Origin of the sequence: Phytobacter sp. RSE-02, from assembly GCF_040578655.1 — a bacterium.
GTDB classification, from domain to species: domain Bacteria; phylum Pseudomonadota; class Gammaproteobacteria; order Enterobacterales; family Enterobacteriaceae; genus Phytobacter; species Phytobacter diazotrophicus.
Genome location: NZ_JBEULY010000008.1, coordinates 216,468 through 236,026 on the forward strand (window position 1 = coordinate 216,468; position 19,559 = coordinate 236,026).

Here is a 19,559-nt window from a genome sequence, read left to right on the forward strand (position 1 = left end):
ACGGGATAATTATTTGGAACTTAAAACGTGCCGCAACATGACTACTAAGTAGACGATCCCACATACGAGTGTAATGATCGCCAGAGTTCTTTTTCCGGGTACTGCAAGTTCCAATGCGCCATTGACCGTGCAGATTGCCATGCCAAATATCCCTAACCAGCGAATCTGATTTTTACTCATTGGGAGCGCCTTATGTGTGCCTGAATTTCTGATGATTTTATTCCCGTTAATTATTTAATCCATCAAGTAATTCTTAAGATTGCTGATGTGTTTATTGCGCCTCGCACGCGCGCATCCTAACGATATCTTTCAGTCGTGAGCCTGGGCATTCCGCTTTATCGGGTGGTCTTCCCGAGCGACAGGCCCACATCTAAAAGGAAAAATCCATGTGGACTGACCCCGCCCCGGTAGACGATCCTGCCCTATAGTTTGAGCATAGGAGGAGCGTATGGGCACACCACGATTTACACCTGAATTTAAGGAAGAAGCCGTCCGTCAGATAACGGAACGCGGTTATTCCGTCGCCGAAGTATCTGACCGTCTGGGCGTCTCTGCACACAGCCTCTACAAGTGGCTACGGGCTATCAAACCTGATAACAGCGAGCAGCATGCCCGGGATTTACTGGAAGCTAAAAGCGAGATCCTGAAACTCCGGGCGCAGCTAAAACGCACCGAAGAAGAACGGGATATCCTGAAAAAGGCCGCGCGGTACTTTGCAAGGGAGCCCGACTGAAGTACCGCTTTATCAATGAGCACCGCACTGTATGGGGTGTGATGACGATGTGTCGGGTACTGAATGTCGCCCGGGCCGGGTTCTATGCGTGGTTGCATAACCCTGTCTCGGCGCGTGATAAAGATAACCAGCGCCTGCTGATACTTATCCGCGACTCATATTCCCTGAGCGGAGGCGTATACGGTTACCGGCGGGTTCATGGCGATCTGAACGAAATCGGGGAAACCTGCGGTAAAAACCGGGTGGGTCGGATTATGCAACTGAACCGGATTAAAGCTGTGCGTGGCTATAAAGCGCCACGTCGTATCGCCGGCAGGCCTTCAGTCGTTGCTCCTAATCGCGTGCAGCGGCAGTTCACCGTTGTCCGGGCCAACCAGGTCTGGGTCACCGATATTACTTATATCCGCACCTGGCATGGCAGGGATGGTTATATCTGGCGGTGGTTATCGATCTCTTCGCCCGTAATGTGGTCGGCTGGTCGATGAAACCCACTCTCTCACGCGAACTCGCGCTGGACGCGCTGATGATGGCCGTGTGGCGTCGAAAACCGGACGGCGAGGTTATCGTTCACAGCGATCAGGGTAGCCAGTACGGCAGTGACGACTGGCAGCGCTTCTGCCGGGCCAATAACCTGGCACCGAGCATGAGCCGGCGTGGCAACTGTTTGGATAATGCAGTGGCCGAATCGTTCTTCAGTTCACTGAAAAAAGAACGCATCAGGAAGAGAATATACAAAACCCGGGATCTGGCCCGGGCGGATATCTTCGATTACATTGAAGTGTTCTACAACCGGGCCCGGCGCCACAGTCACCTCGGCGGCGTCAGTCCGGAGGCCTTCGAACAGGCCCAATCGTGAGGACAGAATTTGTCTACGGGCATGGGGTCAGTCCACGATAATATTGATTTTCATATTCCGTCGGTGGCATCTGATCACTCGAACCATGCCGACGCTTACTGTTATAAAACATTTCGATGTAATCAAAAATATCGCTGCGGACTTCTTCCCGCGTTCCATAGATCTTTTTCTTTATCCGTTCACGCTTCAGCAACTGGAAAAAGCTTTCTGCAACCGCATTATCGTGGCCGTTACCGCGACGGCTCATGCTCCCCTCCAGTCCGTGTGATTTCAGGAACGACTGCCACTCATTGTGAGTTCAATTGATGGATGCAACACATTGGTTAAAACGCTCTGCGGGTGATTCATAGTCTAGCGTTTTTCTTGGCCTTTCGTTGAGCTGTCTGGCAACACTGTTAAGCCTTTGCTGGCTGTGAACCGATAAGTCAGTTCCTTTTGGAAAATACTGCCTGAGCAATCTGTTCGTATTTTCATTAGAGCCACGTTGCCAGGGGGATTGAGGATCGCAGAAGTAAACCCGAATATCTGTGGCTACAGTAAACCGGGTGTGGCTGGTCATTTCAGCACCCCGGTCCCATGTTAATGTTTTATAAAGCTCAGCAGGTAATTCCCGGGCTTGTCTGATGAGTGCAGATATAACCGTTATAGTCTTGTTGTCCCTGATTTTGGCCAGCATAACAAAACGGGAATGACGTTCTACAAGGGTGACGATACAGGAGTTTTTAGAGCCCTGGATCAGGTCACCTTCCCAGTGACCTGGTATGGCTCTGTCAGCGGCTTCTGGTGGCCTTTTGCTGATAGAGATTGTATCCGGGATTGACCCTAATCCTTTCCCTTTAAGCGATGATGTTCTGGATCTACGCACGACTCTTCCGCTTCTGAGGCATTGCTGCAGTTCTTTTTTTAATGCACCCCGGGTTTGTATAAAAAGCGTTTTATATATCGTTTCGTGTGACACATGAATTTCCTGACTATCCGGATAACAGCGTTTCAGCCAACCGGCGATCTGTTCCGGCGACCAGTCCTGATGCATCTTCTCTGCAATGATTTTACACAATGCGGGGCTTTCAATTAGCTTGCAGGGTTTTGGTCTCAGAGCATTTTCCCACGCAGCAGTATCGGCTTTTGCTGCACGATATTGTTTTGCACCGCCGTGCCTCCTGATCTCGCGGCTAATCGTTGAAGGAGCTCTTGATAATTTAACAGCGATGTCCCTGATGCTGCGTTTTGCTACCAATCCTCTGGATATCTCCTCTCTTTCATCAAGCGAAATCGCTAACCGGTGCCGCTTTCGGACAGGGGGACGGTATCCACCAGTCTGGTGGATAATAGGTATAATAGAAGAATGATATCTGTCGAACATTCTGGCGATATCATGCAGGGAATCACCTTGCTTATATCTGTCCCAGATAATCGCCTTTTGTTTTGGTGTGTAGTAGATGCGAGTTCTTCGTTTCATGGCAACGTCCCCCTTCGATTAAGGATAGTGTTGCATCGACCCGTTGAACTCACAGCTCTTAGCGGACCTTCCGATCGCTGCGCCTGGTGAGTTGAGGTTTGGCGATACGCTTGAACTGATTTTTCCCGCTTATAATGACTGCCGCAGTATCTCTGGGCTTAAAATCACTCCGTACACTTTTATTCAACATTACCTTGAGAAACTTCAGGTATTTGTTTCCAGAGGCGGGATGTCCATTCCGGTTTCAGGTATTCCGGGTTTGAGGAGCGGTACGTGGCCACGATCGTGCTGCCTTTACCACTGCTGCTGATTTCGAGCGTTAAACGATCATTACCCGCCCAGTTGCGGCTCATTCGATAATAAGAGCCGGGTTGAGCAGTCCAGCTTGCTCCTTCTGATATTGCAGAGGCAGACCAGCCAGCATTTCCCTGACCGTTATTGCGTGCTGATGCGACATCAGCATCTGACGTAAAGTTATAATACTGTTTAAGCCGCAGTGCAGCTGCATCGATGTTGACGGGCAGCGTGTAAGTTTTCACAACGTCATTTCTAATCTTGGGTTCTGAAGCCTTTTGCTGAGGCTCTGAAACTGTCGGGTTTTGAATACCGGTAAGTTGCTGAAGTTGATTTATCTGGCTCTGGCTGCAGCCTGATATGACCAGTGCAAACAGAAGTGAAACAAGACGAAGTGAAGTTATTTTCATTTTTTTCTCCGAAACATTGAACAGTTCGGGGCGAACCAATCATGGTACGCCCCTGACAGGATCAGAAAGTGAATTGCATCTGAGCGACGGCGCCGTAGGTACGGTCGGTGCCGGCGATACCCGTAATGTCGAGGTGTACGACATCAAACGGAGAGAAGCCCAGACCTGCGGTAAATGCAGAGCCGTCATTTGAGATGATGTTCTGGCGATAGCCTGCGCGGATCTGCATCCAGCTCCAGGCATTCAGTTCAGCACCGAGGCTGACGAACTGTCGTTTGTTGTCACTGGTGAAGCCGCTGGCTTCCGTCAGATCCACATCCAGAGCAGTGGTAATGACACTGTTATGCCATGCCGCACCGGCTGTTGCCTGTGAGCGTACTTTGAACGTTTCTTTTTCACCATTGATGGCTTTGGTATCAACAGAACGTGGAATGATGTTCTGAACGGCCAGACCCAGGGTCCAGTTGTCGCACAGGTTGGTGGCCATCCCCAAATCTGCGTTAAAACCGGTTTTGGTATTGTGGTAATCACGGGAATTGATGTCGTTTTTATCAAAATCCTGTACTGAAACGTTGTAGTTAAACAGGTCAATACGCTGATATTTTGGGGTAATACCTATAGACCAGGGTTGTCCCGCTGTTTCAAACTGATGAGCCATTGCGACACCCACGTCGGTGATAACAGCAGCTCGTCCGTGGGCTTTTGATGTCAGCGAGTCTGTATCAACAGACGAGGCTGGAAGGGTGCCATCAGCGACGTTGTCCAGATACTGCAAATCGTGGTCAGTGACTTTGCCGTCAACGGATACGGTACCCCAGGACTTCACCACTACCGCAAAGGGCAGGGTATTATTGGGTACGGTAGCGATAACAGATGCGCCAGCTTGACCATCAGCATGGGTGTTTTTCAGGTCTTTGAGTTTGCTTTTCAGGGCTGCTGCGCTCTCGCTGACACCCGTCTGACTGTCTACTGCGGTGTCAAAACGGTTCCACAGGTCTTTCACATCGTCCGCTTTATCCACGGTGTTATTCGGATCTGAGACCTGAGCACCCACAGAAGGCAGAACCAGACTAAAATCATCGGTCGGGCCAAAGTGAGTCAGCAGCGCCGGGTTGGACAGTGCTGCTGTGCCGTAGTGGCTGGAGGCCACGCCGGTGCCGCCCATGGCGTCGCTGCGGGCTTCCATATAGCTTGTGGCAGCATTGGCTGATGCAGCACTGGTGGCGAACAGAACGAGTGAAATGCAACGAGCAATGTTTGAAGCTTTCATCATATATTTCCTTTTCAATTTTGGTTTTTAAGGCAAAAGATCCCCTGACGCTGGCGCGTCAAACAATATTTAATGCTCAGTTAATTTAATTGGGTCTGGCTGAAATAATGTCTTCTGCTATTTTTCTCCACTCATCATTAATAAATTCATTCGGGGATAAAAGAGGGTATCTTTCCTCCGGACTCCATATGTTTTGACTATATTTCCCTTCTTCATTTCGACTGAGTTTCTGAATCTGCCATAATGCCGACACTGGCAGTATTTCTCCTGTTTTAAGCGAGTTCAGTATTTGAGGTGATGATAAAAAGGTATCTGCCCTTGAAATGATTTTTTTTTGTAAAAGCAAACCGCACAGGCCCATGAAGCCAGATGATTGCTGCGGGGATTCACTGGTTGCTGAACAATACCCAACACACTCAACAATTCGTATGGTCATATTGTTGATAGTACGGTAACGCCGGATGAAAATGAAAATGTCTGCATCATACTGATTATGAACTTCCATCTCCTTGACAAAAAGAACATCGGGTTGGGTTAGAATATTATCAGGCTCTGTTTCATTGATTATTTTTTTCAGTATCCGGGCGGCATGAAACCAGTCATTAAATACGGTTATATGCACCGGGGATGATGATGTTCCTTCCAGCCATTCATTGTTAACACAAAACCACTCAGACAGCGTTTTTAGTAAGTTTGGTGTCAGGCAGTCCATCGTTTGTTCACGACTTTCAAGCACCGTAAGGCCAATATTCCAGTCTGATAACAGGCGTGCAACTTGTGTTGATGCGAGTTTATGTTCGTCCATCAGCAACCAAAAGCGCTCAGGAATATGTGTGACGGAAGCCTGACGAGGCATAAGAGTTTCTCGCATGATGCCTTCGACCAGGAGGTTAACCAGTTCTGCAGATGAGATCCCCAGACGGCCTGATACCAGGGTAATAAACTCTCGCACTGCAGGTTTAAAACGAATGGCCAGAGGGCTACCGGCAGTCTTTTTTCCTTCGGAAAGTTGCGTCAGCAGCTTGTCAATTTCTTCATCCCGCCCTGTTGCCAGTCTGGACAAAATGGAGGTGATATTCAGATTCAGAAGAGCCCTGGTGTTAGCTAACTTGCTAAATTATATAAGTTAATCATCATGTATCCGGTGTGAATACGTTACGCTCCAGACTGGCAGATGTATAACGGATAAAATCGATCGTTCAGATCGAATACACACATATATAAGCGTGTATTCACTCTGAGCTTTCCGACGAATCAGCAACACTGAAAACTATAAATCCCGGTTTAAAGATTTCTTTCTGATGACCAGAACCGGCCATCTCGCCCGGTTAACGTCTATCCAGCACCATTGTGTGAACAACACTTCCAGCTGAAGAATGGCGCGTGCACAGGGTTTAAACGGAACACTGGTCAGACGGAACTGGTATTTGCCCGGGGGAAGGGCGGCGAGAATACGACGTGCACGTTGATTAGTCAGTAAATGCGAGGCAATGACCACTGAACCTTTACTTGTGCGCAGAGCGCTTCCCAGCGCCTCAAACAGCCCGTCCCAGAACCAGCTGACGCGTTCCTGGGGTAGCCTGACGGTTGTCTGCCAGGGAGACAGGTGAATAAAGACACGGTGGCCATTTTTATGAGGGCTTTGAATGCAGGCGTTGTTATTCAGCCGCGCGCGTGCGCTGTTAATGACTTTAAGGAGGAAAGGGGTACAGGCCAGAATAAACCAGATGACCAGCGTCCCGACCGTTTGGCGACAACCGGTAATGATGAGACTTAATATTGCGCAAAAACAAATCCAGGACAGAGAAATAGATATAAGAGTGAGGCGTTGCATGATATTTCCAGAGCAGGGTTGGCATGCGCTAAAGGAAACATGTCCCGCTGGTTTGCTCTGCCGAAAATTGTGAATCCGTACTGGATAATTTGTTCAAGGCGTTAATGTCATTTGAGGTAGACAGAGTTTTCACTTGAAAAATGCCAGCGCCCACTTAGCGTTACATCATTTTGATGAACCGGGAAGCGGGGTGGCAATATGTTCAGAAAACTGAATTTTGAATGGCTGGCAGGGAAAAGCGGTTCCCTGGTACCGACAATTATTCCTCAGTCAGAGGCCGGTGTCCGGGCGAAGGATGGTGGATACTGGCAGGTGCTCGATGCCCATGGTCTGCTGGACACACCGGAAAGAAAAAAACTGGTCAGGGTGCTCCGTGAAAATTGTCCCTTCTCAGAAAAGATTCTGGAAGCCTGGTGGCTTGAGCCGTTGCAGAAACTTGCCGTCCGGGTACAGGGCGTGCCGGCTACGTGGACCGGCACGTATTCTCATCAGGGGGGGTTTTTAGACCTCAGCCTGAATGTCGCAGTGAGAGCCGTGAGGCTGGTCAGAGGAATGATGCTGCCACCGGGCGCAACCCCGGAAGAGCAGGCTGAGCAGTCTTCGGCATGGGTATGCGCGGTTTACTGGGTCGCGCTTTTTCATCACCTGGGCTGGTTATCGGGAATGGAGGGCAGAGTAGAAAATGGCCAGCCCTGGTATCCGGGCATGTCAGCACCTGCAGGAGCCTGGCGCATTCGGCGTGCCACCGGTGAATGTTCATCCATGAATGCCATCTACATGGCCAGCAGGTTATTACCAGAAACTGGCGTTCTCTGGCTCCAGCGCTGGCCGGCGCTTTCTGAGGCTCTGTTTATTTATCTGAGCGGCGCAAAATCTGAGTCGGGAATTTTAAACAGCATTATTTCCGATGCACTGTCAGGATGTGGGGTGGAAAGTAATATTAAAGGGGCTGAAGTCCTGACCAATAATACCGGTATGTTAATAAAAGGTAATATACTGAAAAATGACGATATATCCCCAAAAATATCTGATAGTGAGAGCGCTCCATTGTCCAGTCAGGAGAGTATTGAGCCCTCTTTAGAAATAATTGGAAGTATTAAGAATCAGTATGATAGCGATCAACAAGGACAACCAGAAAGTGTGGTTTTAGTTAAGGGAAATGCTAAAGCAACGTCCCCCGACTATTCAAACCCCGTTAAAGAGCCACTGGCGCTCATTTCTGCATTCGAAAACAGTGAGGAACTCTCAGTCAGCGATGAGCAATTTGGGTGGGAGAGTGTCGCCAGTGGTTTGTCAGCCACCGAACTATTGGGGGTACTCGATCAGCAAATGATGGGTGGCGCTCTGGTCGATTCGACAGTTGCGCCTCAGGCAGCTGCTGTCAGCGAACAGACACCGGAAGTGAGCACAGCGAAGGATAAAAACGAGGTGCCTGTTACTGGTTTGGCTGATTCATCGGGTGCGGCATTTTTTGAGTGGTTAAAACGTTCTGTTGAAGATGGCTCTGTCACGGTCAATGAAAACGACAGCTTATTGCATGTTCTTGCCGGATATGTGTTCCTGAACTCTCCGGATTGCTTTTACAGGTATATAGCGACGTTACCTGAGGGTAATCAAGATAAAGCTCAGATACAGAAGAGTTTCGAAAATTTAAATATTCACCATTTACGAAATGGTAAGGGTTTATACCATTACCATAAATATGACGCGCCGGATAAAACCGGGCGGTTTACCAAAATGTCCGGCTATATGATTCTACCCGGCATTATATTCAAGCAAGGGAGTTGTCCTAAAGACAGCATATGGTTATCACCAAAGAATTAGTTTCTGAAAATTCAGGAATATAATGATTTAGAGGTAGTTATGAAAATTAACGCATTTGAAGATGTGCTGACTGACTATTTTTTCAGTAAGACTCTTCGCCCTGCAACCGAATGGAGTTACAGGAAAGTCGTAAAATCGTTTCTGGGATTTGCTGGCAGCAATATCCTTCTTAACGATGTCGATAAAAAACTGGTTCTGACCTGGCGGCGTAGTGTTATAGCTGATAATACGTTGAGCAAGAGAACCTGGAATAATAAAGTTGCTCATATGAGAGCGATTTTCAACCACGCTATAGCCCAGGGATATTTTTCATACCGGGAGAATCCTTTCAATGGGGTGGTTGCTCGCCCGGATGTGAAAAGAAAGAAGACCTTGTCGGATATGCAGATTAAAAAAATCTATCTCATGATGGAGCAGCAGGAGGAAGACGAACATTTGGGCAAGCTGGAAGGTAGAAAAAACGCGCTCAGACCAGCATGGTTCTGGTTGACGGCGATGGATACCTTAAACAGAACGGGTATGCGACAGAATCAGTTACTGCATATTCGCCTCAGTGATGTTGATTTTCATAATGGCTGGATAAATCTGAGACCCGAAGGCTCTAAAAACCATAAGGAGCACAGGGTACCCATCACTGCAAAATTAAGACCCCGGCTGGAGTTCCTGTATAAAAAATCGGTAGAGCGTGGTGCCGAAATGAATGATCAGTTATTCAACATTTCACGTTTCGACAGGGCCCGAAAGATCCAATCAAGCAATATGGACCATCCTCCATTACGTGCTTTTTTTCGGAGGCTTTCAAAAGAATGTGGTTTTGCAGTGAGCCCTCATAGATTCAGGCATACCATTGCAACGAACCTGATGGCTCAGCCTGATCGTAATATCAAAATGACACAGGTGCTGTTGGGTCATTCAACGCCGGCAGTAACGCTGGAATATGTTGAGGCCGATCTGAACAGGGTGAGGATGATGCTGGAAGATATGGAGGCAGCTTAGACTTAGTACTTAAGTTAAATACAGATGAACAGGATCAAAAAGAGGAGAAATTATGGTGGTTTTATTTACAGAAGATTGACATAGGAATCATCTGAGGGTAAATACCATTAGCTGAAATAGTTGGGACGTGAGAAATCCAGATGATGGTGGAACATCATCTGGATTTTACTCCCGAAACCTCAGATGCAGAACGAACTGATCTCATGCTGCACGATAACGATCCGGGACTATAACTTGCCCGTTAAGGATCTCAACCCTTAACGAACAGGCTCTGAAGAAGTGGTGCCCGGACTCGGAATCGAACCAAGGACACGGGGATTTTCAATCCCCTGCTCTACCGACTGAGCTATCCGGGCAACGGGGCGCATTAAACCCGATCCGCCTCGCCTCGTCAACGAAATTTCTTCAAATCGTTGCAGACTGCACAATCTATCACCACTTTGCTGATGATGCACGCGAACTCAGGCAAAAAAAGCGGTCCACAGGGCAGAGAGCGGCATCGCAAGCACCAGTGCAGGCAGCATATTCGCCACCGCAAACATCTTAATTCCACAAATCCTTAGGCCCGTTGCCAGCAACAGCACGCCGCCTACGGCGGTGAAATCGCCCATCATCGCGGGTGTGGTCAACGGTAAAATAAGCGTGGCGCAGGTAGCGAGCGTCAGTTGAATAATAAGCATCGGTACGGAGATGAACGCGACGGCAAAACCTAACGAAGTCGCGAATATCACCGCCGTGAAAAAATCGAGAAACGCTTTGGCAATAAGCAGGCTTGGGTCGCCGGTCATCCCCTCACGCATGGCGCCGAAAATCCCGGTGCCACTGGCGCAAAACAAAATGATAATCGCCACCAGGCTTTGGATAAACGATTCGTGAGCATCCAGCGCATGGCTTGCTGAGCGGCGCTTTTGTACTAATTTACGTAAACCGTTCACCGCGCCGCTGATACCGCGCTCCACATAACAGAGTTCACCTATCAAGGTGCCAACCAGGGTTGCAAGCACCATAACGGGCAGATTGACGCATTTAATCACCAGCAAAATGCCGATGCCCAGCGAGGCAAGACCAAAGATCGAGGGCATTGAGGAGCGAACCCGCTCCGGTAAACGGTGGCTCAGCAGTGCACCAATTGTTCCCCCCAGCAAAACGGCGGCGGCGTTGATATAAGGTCCTGTTAACACGTTTTTTCTCCAGAGGTTTTGCGAACACAACTGCATAGTATGACGCAACGAAGCACATTATTATGCCCGATTAATGCGGGTAATAATTGTATTTAGCTTTTGAATATAATCACTTATGAAAATCATTAAAAAGGCAATTGCATTATGTTGCATTTGGTCTTCGCTTCGTTGGTTGCACCTGCGAAAAAATGATGACATGATTGCGCGAATTTTCTTCACAACCTCACGGGGACACCTGAAATGACGCAGATTTTATCGCTCATACAGAGACGCCGCGCCATGCTGCGAACGTGCACCCGTTCAGTTTTATCCCATACTACACTCACCATGCGGTGAGGCTACCGTACGCTCACTTCAGGACAACATTAAAATCAGAGTGTATCTGCTTTTACTGATGTCTGGCGGTCGGAGCGGGTTCCAGTCAGACACGTTCGTTGGGTAAGGCGCCTGCTTTGCCCGGGGCCTTTTCTTCCCCTGAAACGGGTATCTGTGCTTATGAAAACAATGAAAATTGCCGTCAGCCGCGAGCTGATCTCCACCCTGTCTACCCACCGCCAGATGGTGACGCTGGACAGTACCGATTTTACGGATGTGGCGGCAGTCGTCATTACGCTGGCGGAAAGCCGTAGCGGCATTCTGGCCTTGCTCAAACGGACGGGCTTCAACGTGCCGGTATTCTTATTTGACCAGACGTTGGAAGAAACGCCGGACGGCGTCACGGCGGTGATTAATGGCAAAGAGCAGGACTGGCTGGAGCTTGAGACCGCCGCTTGTGATTATGAAGATAATTTGCTGCCGCCGTTTTTCGATACGCTACGTCAATATGTCGAGATGAAAAACGACACCTTCGCCTGTCCTGGTCATCAGCACGGTGAGTTCTTTAAAAAGCATCCGGCGGGCCGACAGTTCTACGATTTCTTTGGTGAAAATGTTTTTCGCGCCGACATGTGCAATGCCGACGTGAAGCTGGGGGATCTGCTGATTCACGAAGGCTCCGCTAAACATGCGCAGAAGTTTGCGGCGAAAGTGTTCAATGCAGATAAAACCTACTTTGTGCTGAACGGCACCTCTGCCGCGAATAAAGTTGTTACCAACGCGCTGCTGACGCGTGGCGATCTGGTGCTGTTTGACCGTAACAACCACAAATCCAATCACCATGGCGCGCTGATTCAGGCCGGGGCGACGCCCGTGTATCTGGAAGCCTCCCGCAACCCGTTCGGTTTTATCGGTGGCATTGATGAACACTGTTTTGATGAAAAATACCTGCGCGAACTGATCCGCGAAGTAGCGCCGGAAAAAGCCAACCAGCCGCGCCCGTTTCGTCTGGCGGTGATCCAGCTCGGCACCTATGACGGCACGATCTATAACGCCCGCCAGGTGATCGACAAAATCGGCACCTTGTGTGACTACATTTTGTTTGACTCAGCATGGGTGGGCTACGAACAGTTCATTCCGATGATGGCCGACACGTCGCCATTGCTGCTGGAACTCAATGAGAACGATCCGGGGATCTTCGTTACTCAGTCCGTGCATAAGCAGCAGGCCGGTTTCTCGCAAACCTCGCAGATCCATAAAAAAGATAATCATCTGCGCGGCCAGGCGCGTTTCTGCCCGCATAAGCGCCTCAACAACGCCTTTATGTTGCACGCCTCGACCAGCCCGTTCTACCCGTTATTTGCGGCACTCGACGTGAACGCCAAAATCCATCAGGGGGAAAGTGGTCGCCGCCTGTGGGCCGAGTGCGTAGAAGTGGGGATCGAAGCGCGCAAATCGATTATCGCCAACTGCAAAATGATCCAGCCGTTCGTGCCGCCGGTCATTGCCGGGCGACCGTGGCAGGATCATCCGACAGAGATCATCGCTCGCGAGCGTCGCTTCTTTAGCTTTGAGCCCGGTGCAAGCTGGCACGGTTTTGAAGGTTACGCGCAGGATCAGTACTTTGTGGATCCCTGTAAGCTGCTGCTCACCACGCCGGGCATCGATGCGCAAACGGGTGAGTACACTGAGTTTGGTATTCCGGCGACGATCCTCGCCAACTACCTGCGTGAGAACGGCATTGTGCCGGAAAAATGCGATCTTAACTCTATTCTGTTCCTGCTGACCCCAGCGGAAAGCACAGCGAAGATGGCCCATCTGGTGGCCATGCTGTCGCAGTTTGAGCGTCACATAGAAGACGATACACCGCTGGCAGATGTGTTGCCGACCATCTACAACAAGTATCCGGTGCGTTATCGTGACTACACACTCCGCCAGCTTTGCCAGGAGATGCATGATCTTTACGTCAGCTTCGATGTGAAAGATCTGCAAAAAGAGATGTTTCGCAAGGCGAGTTTCCCGGCGGTTGCCGTCAACCCGCAGGATGCCCATCAGGAGTATATTCGCGGCAACGTGGAGCTGGTGCGCATCAGTGAGGCGGAAGGACGGATTGCGGCAGAAGGCGCGCTGCCGTACCCGCCTGGTGTGCTATGCGTGGTGCCTGGTGAAGTGTGGGGCGGCGCGGTACAACGCTACTTCCTGGCGCTGGAAGAGGGCGTCAATTTGCTGCCAGGTTTCTCGCCGGAGCTGCAGGGGGTCTACTCCGAGACAGATGCCGATGGGATTAAGCGTTTATACGGCAATGTGTTGAAACAGTCCTCTGCGGTCTGATGCCCTCACCCCGGCCCTCTCCCACAGGGAGAGGGCGGATAGCCCGGATGCCGCTTACTAATCCGGGATACGTTCAGGTGAGGTGAAAACCGCGAAACCTATACCCCTTCGCCCGCACGGCGGTACATCCTGCGTGGATGCCCAATCTTGCCATATTGCATCTCAACCGATAAAAAACCGGACTCCACGCCGTGCTCCAGGTAGCGACGGGCGGTGGTCTTACTGAGCCCCGTCTCCGTCACCACTTCATCCACGGAAAAACAGCGCTCACCCGCATCGGCAAACAGGGTCTGTACGCGAGACAGCGTATTCTCCTCGATCCCTTTACTGCCGTTATCCAGCTTGTAGTTCTTTGCCTGCAACTGATACAGCGAATCCACGTTCTGCTGATCGACGATCTTCCACACCCGTTGCTGCTCGGTGAACTGCACAAAACGTTCCAGTGACTGGCTCAGACGTTTCCACGACACCGGTTTAAGAATGTAATCAAACGCGCCGTTGCGAATCGCCTGGCTACAGGTATCCATGTCACTGGCGGCGGTAATGAAGATAACCGAACAGTTGGCGCGAATGATCATCGGGTCGCTAATCAGCGTAATCCCTTTGCCATCCGGCAGATAATTATCGAGCAACACCAGTTGTGGTTGCTTACTGGCGAGCAGCGCCTTCGCTTCTGCCAGGGATGTGGCGATGCCCACCAGCCGCAATCGTGGATGCTTACCAATCAGTTCTGCATGGAGCTGCGCCAGCTCGTTTTCATCTTCTACTATCAGCACATCTATCTGTTCATGTCGCATAATTCTGATCTTCCAGAGTTGGAGCGGGGCGTTGTATCTGACCCGTTTCCGGAATAAATAAAGAGAAAATCGTTCCGCGCGGCGCGTTATCAGAAACCTCAATGGTGCCGCCCACCTGCGTGACATAGCTGGAGATCAGATACAGGCCGATGCCATGATCGCCGTTGCGTTTCGTTGTCATCCCTCGGTCAAAAATGCGATCCCGAATGGACGGGTCGATCCCGATGCCGCGATCTGCCACTTCAATAATCAGCTCGCGCTCATTTTGCAGGATCAAGACCTCGACGGGCTCGTGCGGCAACGCGGCGCGTTGCGTTGCTTCAATGGCGTTATCCAGCAGGTTACCAATAATCGATATCAGTTCGGCCTCCACCAGAAGGTGCGCGGGGCGCGACATCTGGCAGCCAGGGTCAAAAACCAACTCTACCCCTTTTTCCCGGGCGCGGGCCGCTTTACCCAGCAGCAAACCGCACAATGTAGGGGAGCTAAAACGTGACGAAATAAAGTCGAGCAGCTCCTGCGCATGCTCCGACTGGGCCTGAAGATAACGAATCGCCTCGTCGTAGCGTTCCATATGCAGCAGGCCGGAAAGTGTCGTCATCCGGTTAAGCTGCTCGTGGCGCATGATACGCAGGTTATCGACATAGCGTTTCACCTGGCTCAACTGGGCGCTGAGGCTGTCGATTTCATTACGATCGCGAAAGGTAATGACCCAACCTTGCAGCTTATCTTCCAGCATAATGCGCACGCGGCTGGCAATAACCGTTGCGTGATTAAAACGGCAGATCTCATCATGTGTATCTTTCGCCAGCATCGCACTGCGGGAGAAAAAGGGCACGGCCGGAATCACGTCGGTGATCAATTGCCCCCGCAGCTCGCGCGTGGGTTGGCTCAGATTGAGCAATGTTCTCGCGGCCTGGTTTATCACCTCGATGCGCAGATTGCTGTCGATGGCGATCACCCCTTCGTAAATCGACTCCATCATCGCTTTTTGCTGGCGCACCAGCAGGCCGATTTCTCGCGGCTCCAGTGAAAAGATCTGCTTCTTGATACTGCGGGTAAAGAACCACGAGAAGATAAACAGCGCCGCTAACAGCAGTACTGCGGCAATAAAGATATTGATTGCCTTACCGAGCGTGATGGTATCGAGATAGCTGGTCAGATAACCCACGGAAACAATACCAATCACCTTGCCTGCGTCATTGAATATCGGTGCTTTACTGCGTAAGGAAATACCCAGGCCGCCCTGGCGGATAGTGGTCAGGCTTTTACCCTGTAACACTTCCTGATTATCGCCCCCGACCAGCGTAGTCCCCACCCGATCATCATAAACCGAATGAAATAGATGAATGCCTTTATCATCGCCAATGACAATAAAACTGGCATCACTGCGATCGACTACTTGTTGCATAAATTCTGCAATCGCGGGAATATCTTTTTCAGCAACCGACTTGCGTAAATTCGGAATTATCGCTATTTCTTCAGCTTGTATTTTGGCTCGCGTACTCATTTCCTGATAAAGCTGGCGACCGACATCGATATAATAATAGCCACCCAGTAAGATGAACAAACCGGAGAAAAACAGTACCAGCGAAATAAAGAGCTTAATCTGGAAAGAAACTTTCATGGTGTGGTACGCACAGAGCAACAAAAACGGTAATGTAACATCTTTCCTGTTGACAGTGGCGAGTTTACTGGAAACTTGTGATCCCTTGCACACCTGATGCTGACTGGCGACGCTAAAGAAACAAAGACTTTCTGGAAATGTTATTAACTTGTTTTTTTATTTAAAAAAACCATAAAAACCACGGAAATAATTACGGCATTAATCACACTAAATTAAAGAAACCATAAAAACCATAGGTGCCATTAAAACTTCGGTTTTATTATGCTGCGCCTCACATAACGTAAAAACCTGGCCCTTTAAGCTACAAATGCAAAATAACCAAGGGGCTTAATTATGAGCACAACTGACGATTCTTTTTCTATTACCTCTGAGTCACTATCGATTCAAAAACCATCATTGAAAGACAGATGGTGGCACATTATGGATACCTGGAAAGTCGGGATTATTCCATTGCCGTTGTTTTTACTTGCTGGTGCATTAATCGCCATCGATTGTCTGGGCGGTAAATTACCCAGCGATATCGTTGTGATGGTCGCAACGCTGGCGTTTTTCGGCTTCGCCTGTGGTGAGTTCGGTAAACGCCTGCCGATTATCGGTAAACTGGGTGCGGCGGCGATTTGCGCTACCTTCATCCCTTCTGCAATGGTCTATTATGGCCTGCTGCCGGATGTGGTTGTCGAGTCCACCACCAAGTTCTACAAATCCACTAACATTCTGTACCTCTATATCTGCTGCATTATTGTCGGCAGTATTATGAGCATGAATCGCACCACGCTGATTCAGGGCTTCCTGCGTATTTTCTTCCCGATGCTGTGTGGCGAAATCGTCGGCATGCTGGTCGGGATGGGCGTGGGGCTGCTGCTCGGTCTCGAACCGTTCCAGATCTTCTTCTTTATCATTCTGCCAATCATGGCGGGTGGTGTGGGTGAAGGCGCCATTCCGCTTTCTATCGGTTACGCCACCATTCTGCATATGGATCAGGGCGTTGCGCTGGGTCGCGTACTGCCGATGGTAATGCTTGGCGGCCTGACTGCCATCATTATCTCTGGCTGTCTGAACCAACTGGGTAAACGCTTCCCACACCTGACCGGTGAAGGTCAGTTGATGCCGAATCGTGATAACACCGATGAGAAAACCCCTGCTACGCCTGCATTCAGCGGTAAAGCTGACGTCACCACTATCGCATCCGGTGCGCTGCTGGCCGTGCTGCTGTACATGCTGGGTATGCTGGGCCACAAACTGATTGGTCTGCCGGCGCCGGTTGGCATGCTGTTTATGGCGGTGCTGGTCAAACTGGTTCACGGCGTATCGCCGAAGATCCTCGAAGGTTCTCAGGTCGTTTACAAATTCTTCCAGACCTCTGTGACTTACCCAATCCTCTTCGCTGTGGGCGTGGCTATCACCCCGTGGCAGGAGCTGGTACACGCATTCACCCTCACTAACCTGTTGGTGATTGTCAGCACCGTGTCCGCGCTGGTCGCCACGGGCTTCTTCGTAGGTAAAAAAATCGGTATGCATCCGATTGATGTCGCCATCGTCTCCTGCTGTCAGAGCGGGCAGGGTGGCACCGGGGATGTTGCCATCCTCACTGCAGGTAACCGTATGAGCCTGATGCCGTTCGCACAGATCGCTACCCGTATCGGCGGCGCGATCAACGTCTCGGTATCACTGCTGGTTCTCGGCAACTTCCTCGTCTGATTCATGTGTTACAGGAACTGATATGAAACTCGCAAGCTTTGTCCATCAGGGGATCCGCAGTTACGGGATCGTGAAGGCGGATGGTGTGATCAATCTGGGACGCCGTCTGGGCGATCGTTACAGCGATTTGAAATCGTTGCTCGCTGCCAACGCGTTAAATGAAGCGCAGCAGTTGTCTGGTGAAAAACCGGATCTGAGCTTCGATGCGCTGGAATTTCTGCCGGTGATTGATAACCCAGGGAAAATTCTTTGCGTCGGCATGAACTACGCCGACAAACGTAAAGAGTTTGATCAGCACAACCCGGCACCGACGCTGTTCGTCCGTTTTGCCGATTCGCAAACCGGCCACCAGACCCCGGTACTCAAACCGCGTCACTCCAGCGAGTTTGATTACGAAGGTGAACTGGCGGTGATCATCGGCAAAAGTGGAGAGAACATCTCCCGTGAAGAGGCATTGAGCCACGTTGGCGGTTATAGCTGCTATATGGACGGTTCTGCACGCGACTGGCAGCACACCTGGTTTACCGCCGGTAAAAACTGGCGTCAGACCGGTGCGTTCGGTCCGTGGATGACCACGGCGGATGAGATTCCGGATCCGCACAGTCTGGCGATCCGCACCTGGCTGAATGGCCGCATGGTGCAGGAAGACAACACCGCCAGCATGATCCACAAAGTGGCGGAGCTTATCGAGTACATCAGTACCTTCACGCGCCTGAATGCTGGCGATGTGATCATCACCGGTTCACCGGGTGGCGTTGGCAAAAAACGTAATCCACCGCTGTTCATGAACGCGGGCGATCGCATCGAAGTGGAGATCGAGAATATCGGTCATCTCAGCAATGTGATTATGGACGCGCCAGCCTTATCGCTGTCGCCCATGCACTAAGGAACGCGGCGGATTTATGCAAGCACAACCTCCCATTGATTTTCGCATTGCGGATGTCACAAGCGGCGCGCAGCGTTTTACGCAGATTCGTAATCTGCTCGCGGACAGCGGCTTAGGCATGGACAACGATATCACCACTTTCGTTGAAGCCTGGTCGGGACGCCGGCTGGTGGGTTGTGCGGGCCTGGCCGCCAATGTCATCAAATGTGTGGCGGTAGATGAAAACCTGCGCGGAGAAAATCTTAGCGCCCGTTTGCTGGCTGAGGTGGAACACCTCGCGCTGTCACGGGGCCATTTTCATCTGTTCCTCTGTACGCGCCCCTGTAACAAGGAGCGCTTTGCACACAGCGGATTCTGGCCTATTGCGCAGAGCGGCAACAACGCGGTGTTAATGGAAAACACGCCCTTTGGCATCAGCCGTTACTGCCGCTCATTGCAGCCTTATCGCGTAGAAGGAAAGCGCGTTGGGGCTATCGTGATGAACGCTAATCCGTTCACCCTTGGGCACCGCCATCTGGTGGAACAAGCGGCGCATTCCTGCGATCACTTACATCTGTTCGTGGTTCAGGAGGATGCGTCGTTTTTCCCCTTCACCGACCGTCTGGACATGGTACGGGCAGGGGTCGCTCATCTGCCAAACGTGACCGTTCACAAGGGATCGGAATACATCATTTCGCGGGCGACATTTCCGGCCTATTTCCTCAAAGAGACCGGCAAGGTGCAGCAGGCGTGGAGCGAAATCGATCTGCTGATTTTTCGCGACCACATCGCCCCCGCGCTGGGTATTACCCATCGATTTATCGGCTCAGAGCCGTTTTGCGATATTACGCGCCAGTACAACCAGACTATGCACCGCCTGCTTACAGGCGCGGTAGAGGTGGTGGAAATCCCGCGTATCAAAGCCACGGGCAATGCCATCTCTGCCTCGGAAGTTCGTCGTCTGCTTAAGACGCACCAGTTTTCCCGTATTCGGGAAATAGTACCGGATACCACTTTCGTGCATCTCGAAACGCACTACAGCGCGGAAGTCGCTTAAAAAACTCAGGAA

Annotated in this window: 14 protein-coding genes, 1 tRNA gene and 2 pseudogenes; 7 read left to right on the plus strand and 10 right to left on the minus strand. The window is 50.6% G+C overall.

Translation table 11 applies throughout. The features are described from left to right. The first annotated feature begins 448 nt into the window (after window positions 1–448). Window positions 449–1,589, plus strand: a pseudogene (locus tag ABU190_RS17945) (IS3 family transposase). A gap of 13 nt (window positions 1,590–1,602) precedes the next feature. Here ABU190_RS17945 and ABU190_RS17950 read toward each other — a convergent pair. The 6 genes and pseudogenes from ABU190_RS17950 to ABU190_RS17975 all read right to left on the minus strand — a co-directional run. After that, window positions 1,603–1,881: pseudogene (locus tag ABU190_RS17950) on the minus strand (IS3 family transposase); the annotation flags it as partial. 6 nt (window positions 1,882–1,887) lie between these two features. After that, a complete protein-coding gene (locus ABU190_RS17955) occupies window positions 1,888–3,048 on the minus strand; it encodes an IS30 family transposase (protein ID WP_354692035.1) in 1,161 nt (386 codons plus the stop codon). Window positions 3,049–3,227: 179 nt separating this feature from the next. Further along, window positions 3,228–3,752, minus strand: coding sequence for a hypothetical protein (locus tag ABU190_RS17960; RefSeq protein ID WP_354692036.1), 525 nt, complete (start codon window positions 3,750–3,752; stop codon window positions 3,228–3,230). A gap of 61 nt (window positions 3,753–3,813) precedes the next feature. Beyond that, window positions 3,814–5,025, minus strand: a complete 1,212-nt coding sequence (locus ABU190_RS17965) for a conjugal transfer protein TraF (RefSeq protein ID WP_354692037.1) — start codon at window positions 5,023–5,025, stop codon at window positions 3,814–3,816. Between the two features lie 82 nt (window positions 5,026–5,107). Further along, a complete protein-coding gene (locus tag ABU190_RS17970; RefSeq protein ID WP_354692038.1) occupies window positions 5,108–6,085 on the minus strand; it encodes a hypothetical protein in 978 nt (325 codons plus the stop codon). 207 nt (window positions 6,086–6,292) lie between these two features. Next, window positions 6,293–6,856, minus strand: coding sequence for a pili assembly chaperone (locus ABU190_RS17975; RefSeq protein WP_354692039.1), 564 nt, complete (start codon window positions 6,854–6,856; stop codon window positions 6,293–6,295). A 198-nt stretch (window positions 6,857–7,054) separates the two neighbouring features. Here ABU190_RS17975 and ABU190_RS17980 point away from each other — a divergent pair, with 198 nt between their 5' ends. Next, window positions 7,055–8,680, plus strand: a complete 1,626-nt coding sequence (locus tag ABU190_RS17980; RefSeq protein WP_354692040.1) for a TraI domain-containing protein — start codon at window positions 7,055–7,057, stop codon at window positions 8,678–8,680. Between the two features lie 39 nt (window positions 8,681–8,719). Then, window positions 8,720–9,676, plus strand: a complete 957-nt coding sequence (locus tag ABU190_RS17985) for a site-specific integrase (protein WP_354692041.1) — start codon at window positions 8,720–8,722, stop codon at window positions 9,674–9,676. A 280-nt stretch (window positions 9,677–9,956) separates the two neighbouring features. Here the strand turns inward: ABU190_RS17985 and ABU190_RS17990 are convergent. Next, window positions 9,957–10,032: transfer RNA gene (locus tag ABU190_RS17990), tRNA-Phe, on the minus strand. Window positions 10,033–10,137: 105 nt separating this feature from the next. Next, the gene (locus ABU190_RS17995; protein WP_354692042.1) at window positions 10,138–10,857 is read right to left on the minus strand and encodes a DUF554 domain-containing protein; all 720 of its coding nucleotides are present in this window, start codon (window positions 10,855–10,857) and stop codon (window positions 10,138–10,140) included. Between the two features lie 495 nt (window positions 10,858–11,352). Here ABU190_RS17995 and ABU190_RS18000 point away from each other — a divergent pair, with 495 nt between their 5' ends. Further along, the gene (locus ABU190_RS18000; RefSeq protein ID WP_071195974.1) at window positions 11,353–13,503 is read left to right on the plus strand and encodes an ornithine decarboxylase; all 2,151 of its coding nucleotides are present in this window, start codon (window positions 11,353–11,355) and stop codon (window positions 13,501–13,503) included. 98 nt (window positions 13,504–13,601) lie between these two features. Here ABU190_RS18000 and ABU190_RS18005 read toward each other — a convergent pair whose 3' ends face one another. Together ABU190_RS18005 and ABU190_RS18010 are read right to left on the minus strand one after the other, a co-directional pair. Continuing rightward, complete coding sequence (locus tag ABU190_RS18005; RefSeq protein ID WP_039078043.1) at window positions 13,602–14,300, minus strand: response regulator; 699 nt, start codon at window positions 14,298–14,300, stop codon at window positions 13,602–13,604. Further along, complete coding sequence (locus ABU190_RS18010; protein ID WP_169038830.1) at window positions 14,290–15,927, minus strand: sensor histidine kinase; 1,638 nt, start codon at window positions 15,925–15,927, stop codon at window positions 14,290–14,292. Before ABU190_RS18010 ends, ABU190_RS18005 begins: the two co-directional genes overlap by 11 nt. A 333-nt stretch (window positions 15,928–16,260) precedes the next feature. On the opposite strand from ABU190_RS18010, the gene ABU190_RS18015 reads away from it, so the two are divergent. The 3 genes from ABU190_RS18015 to citC are packed head-to-tail and all read left to right on the plus strand — an operon-like array spanning window position 16,261 to window position 19,547. Then, window positions 16,261–17,625 (plus strand): 2-hydroxycarboxylate transporter family protein, encoded by a 1,365-nt coding sequence (locus tag ABU190_RS18015; protein WP_071195975.1) that lies wholly within the window; start codon window positions 16,261–16,263, stop codon window positions 17,623–17,625. 22 nt (window positions 17,626–17,647) lie between these two features. Then, entirely contained in the window at window positions 17,648–18,511 is an 864-nt protein-coding gene (locus ABU190_RS18020; protein WP_039078041.1) for a fumarylacetoacetate hydrolase family protein, read from the plus strand. A gap of 16 nt (window positions 18,512–18,527) precedes the next feature. Further along, window positions 18,528–19,547: a [citrate (pro-3S)-lyase] ligase gene (citC, locus tag ABU190_RS18025; RefSeq protein WP_039078040.1), complete on the plus strand. Its 1,020-nt coding sequence runs from the start codon at window positions 18,528–18,530 to the stop codon at window positions 19,545–19,547. Window positions 19,548–19,559 lie beyond the last annotated feature (12 nt).

Excerpts from the sequence above, each read along its gene's own strand:
- citC (WP_039078040.1), top strand. The coding sequence starts at position 18,528 with ATGCAAGCACAACCTCCCATTGATTTTCGCATTGCGGATGTCACAAGC.
- ABU190_RS17965 (WP_354692037.1), bottom strand. The coding sequence starts at position 5,025 with ATGATGAAAGCTTCAAACATTGCTCGTTGCATTTCACTCGTTCTGTTC.
- ABU190_RS18020 (WP_039078041.1), top strand. The coding sequence starts at position 17,648 with ATGAAACTCGCAAGCTTTGTCCATCAGGGGATCCGCAGTTACGGGATC.
- ABU190_RS18015 (WP_071195975.1), top strand. The coding sequence starts at position 16,261 with ATGAGCACAACTGACGATTCTTTTTCTATTACCTCTGAGTCACTATCG.
- ABU190_RS17985 (WP_354692041.1), top strand. The coding sequence starts at position 8,720 with ATGAAAATTAACGCATTTGAAGATGTGCTGACTGACTATTTTTTCAGT.
- ABU190_RS17980 (WP_354692040.1), top strand. The coding sequence starts at position 7,055 with ATGTTCAGAAAACTGAATTTTGAATGGCTGGCAGGGAAAAGCGGTTCC.
- ABU190_RS18000 (WP_071195974.1), top strand. The coding sequence starts at position 11,353 with ATGAAAACAATGAAAATTGCCGTCAGCCGCGAGCTGATCTCCACCCTG.
- ABU190_RS17955 (WP_354692035.1), bottom strand. The coding sequence starts at position 3,048 with ATGAAACGAAGAACTCGCATCTACTACACACCAAAACAAAAGGCGATT.
- ABU190_RS18010 (WP_169038830.1), bottom strand. The coding sequence starts at position 15,927 with ATGAAAGTTTCTTTCCAGATTAAGCTCTTTATTTCGCTGGTACTGTTT.
- ABU190_RS18005 (WP_039078043.1), bottom strand. The coding sequence starts at position 14,300 with ATGCGACATGAACAGATAGATGTGCTGATAGTAGAAGATGAAAACGAG.
- ABU190_RS17960 (WP_354692036.1), bottom strand. The coding sequence starts at position 3,752 with ATGAAAATAACTTCACTTCGTCTTGTTTCACTTCTGTTTGCACTGGTC.
- ABU190_RS17975 (WP_354692039.1), bottom strand. The coding sequence starts at position 6,856 with ATGCAACGCCTCACTCTTATATCTATTTCTCTGTCCTGGATTTGTTTT.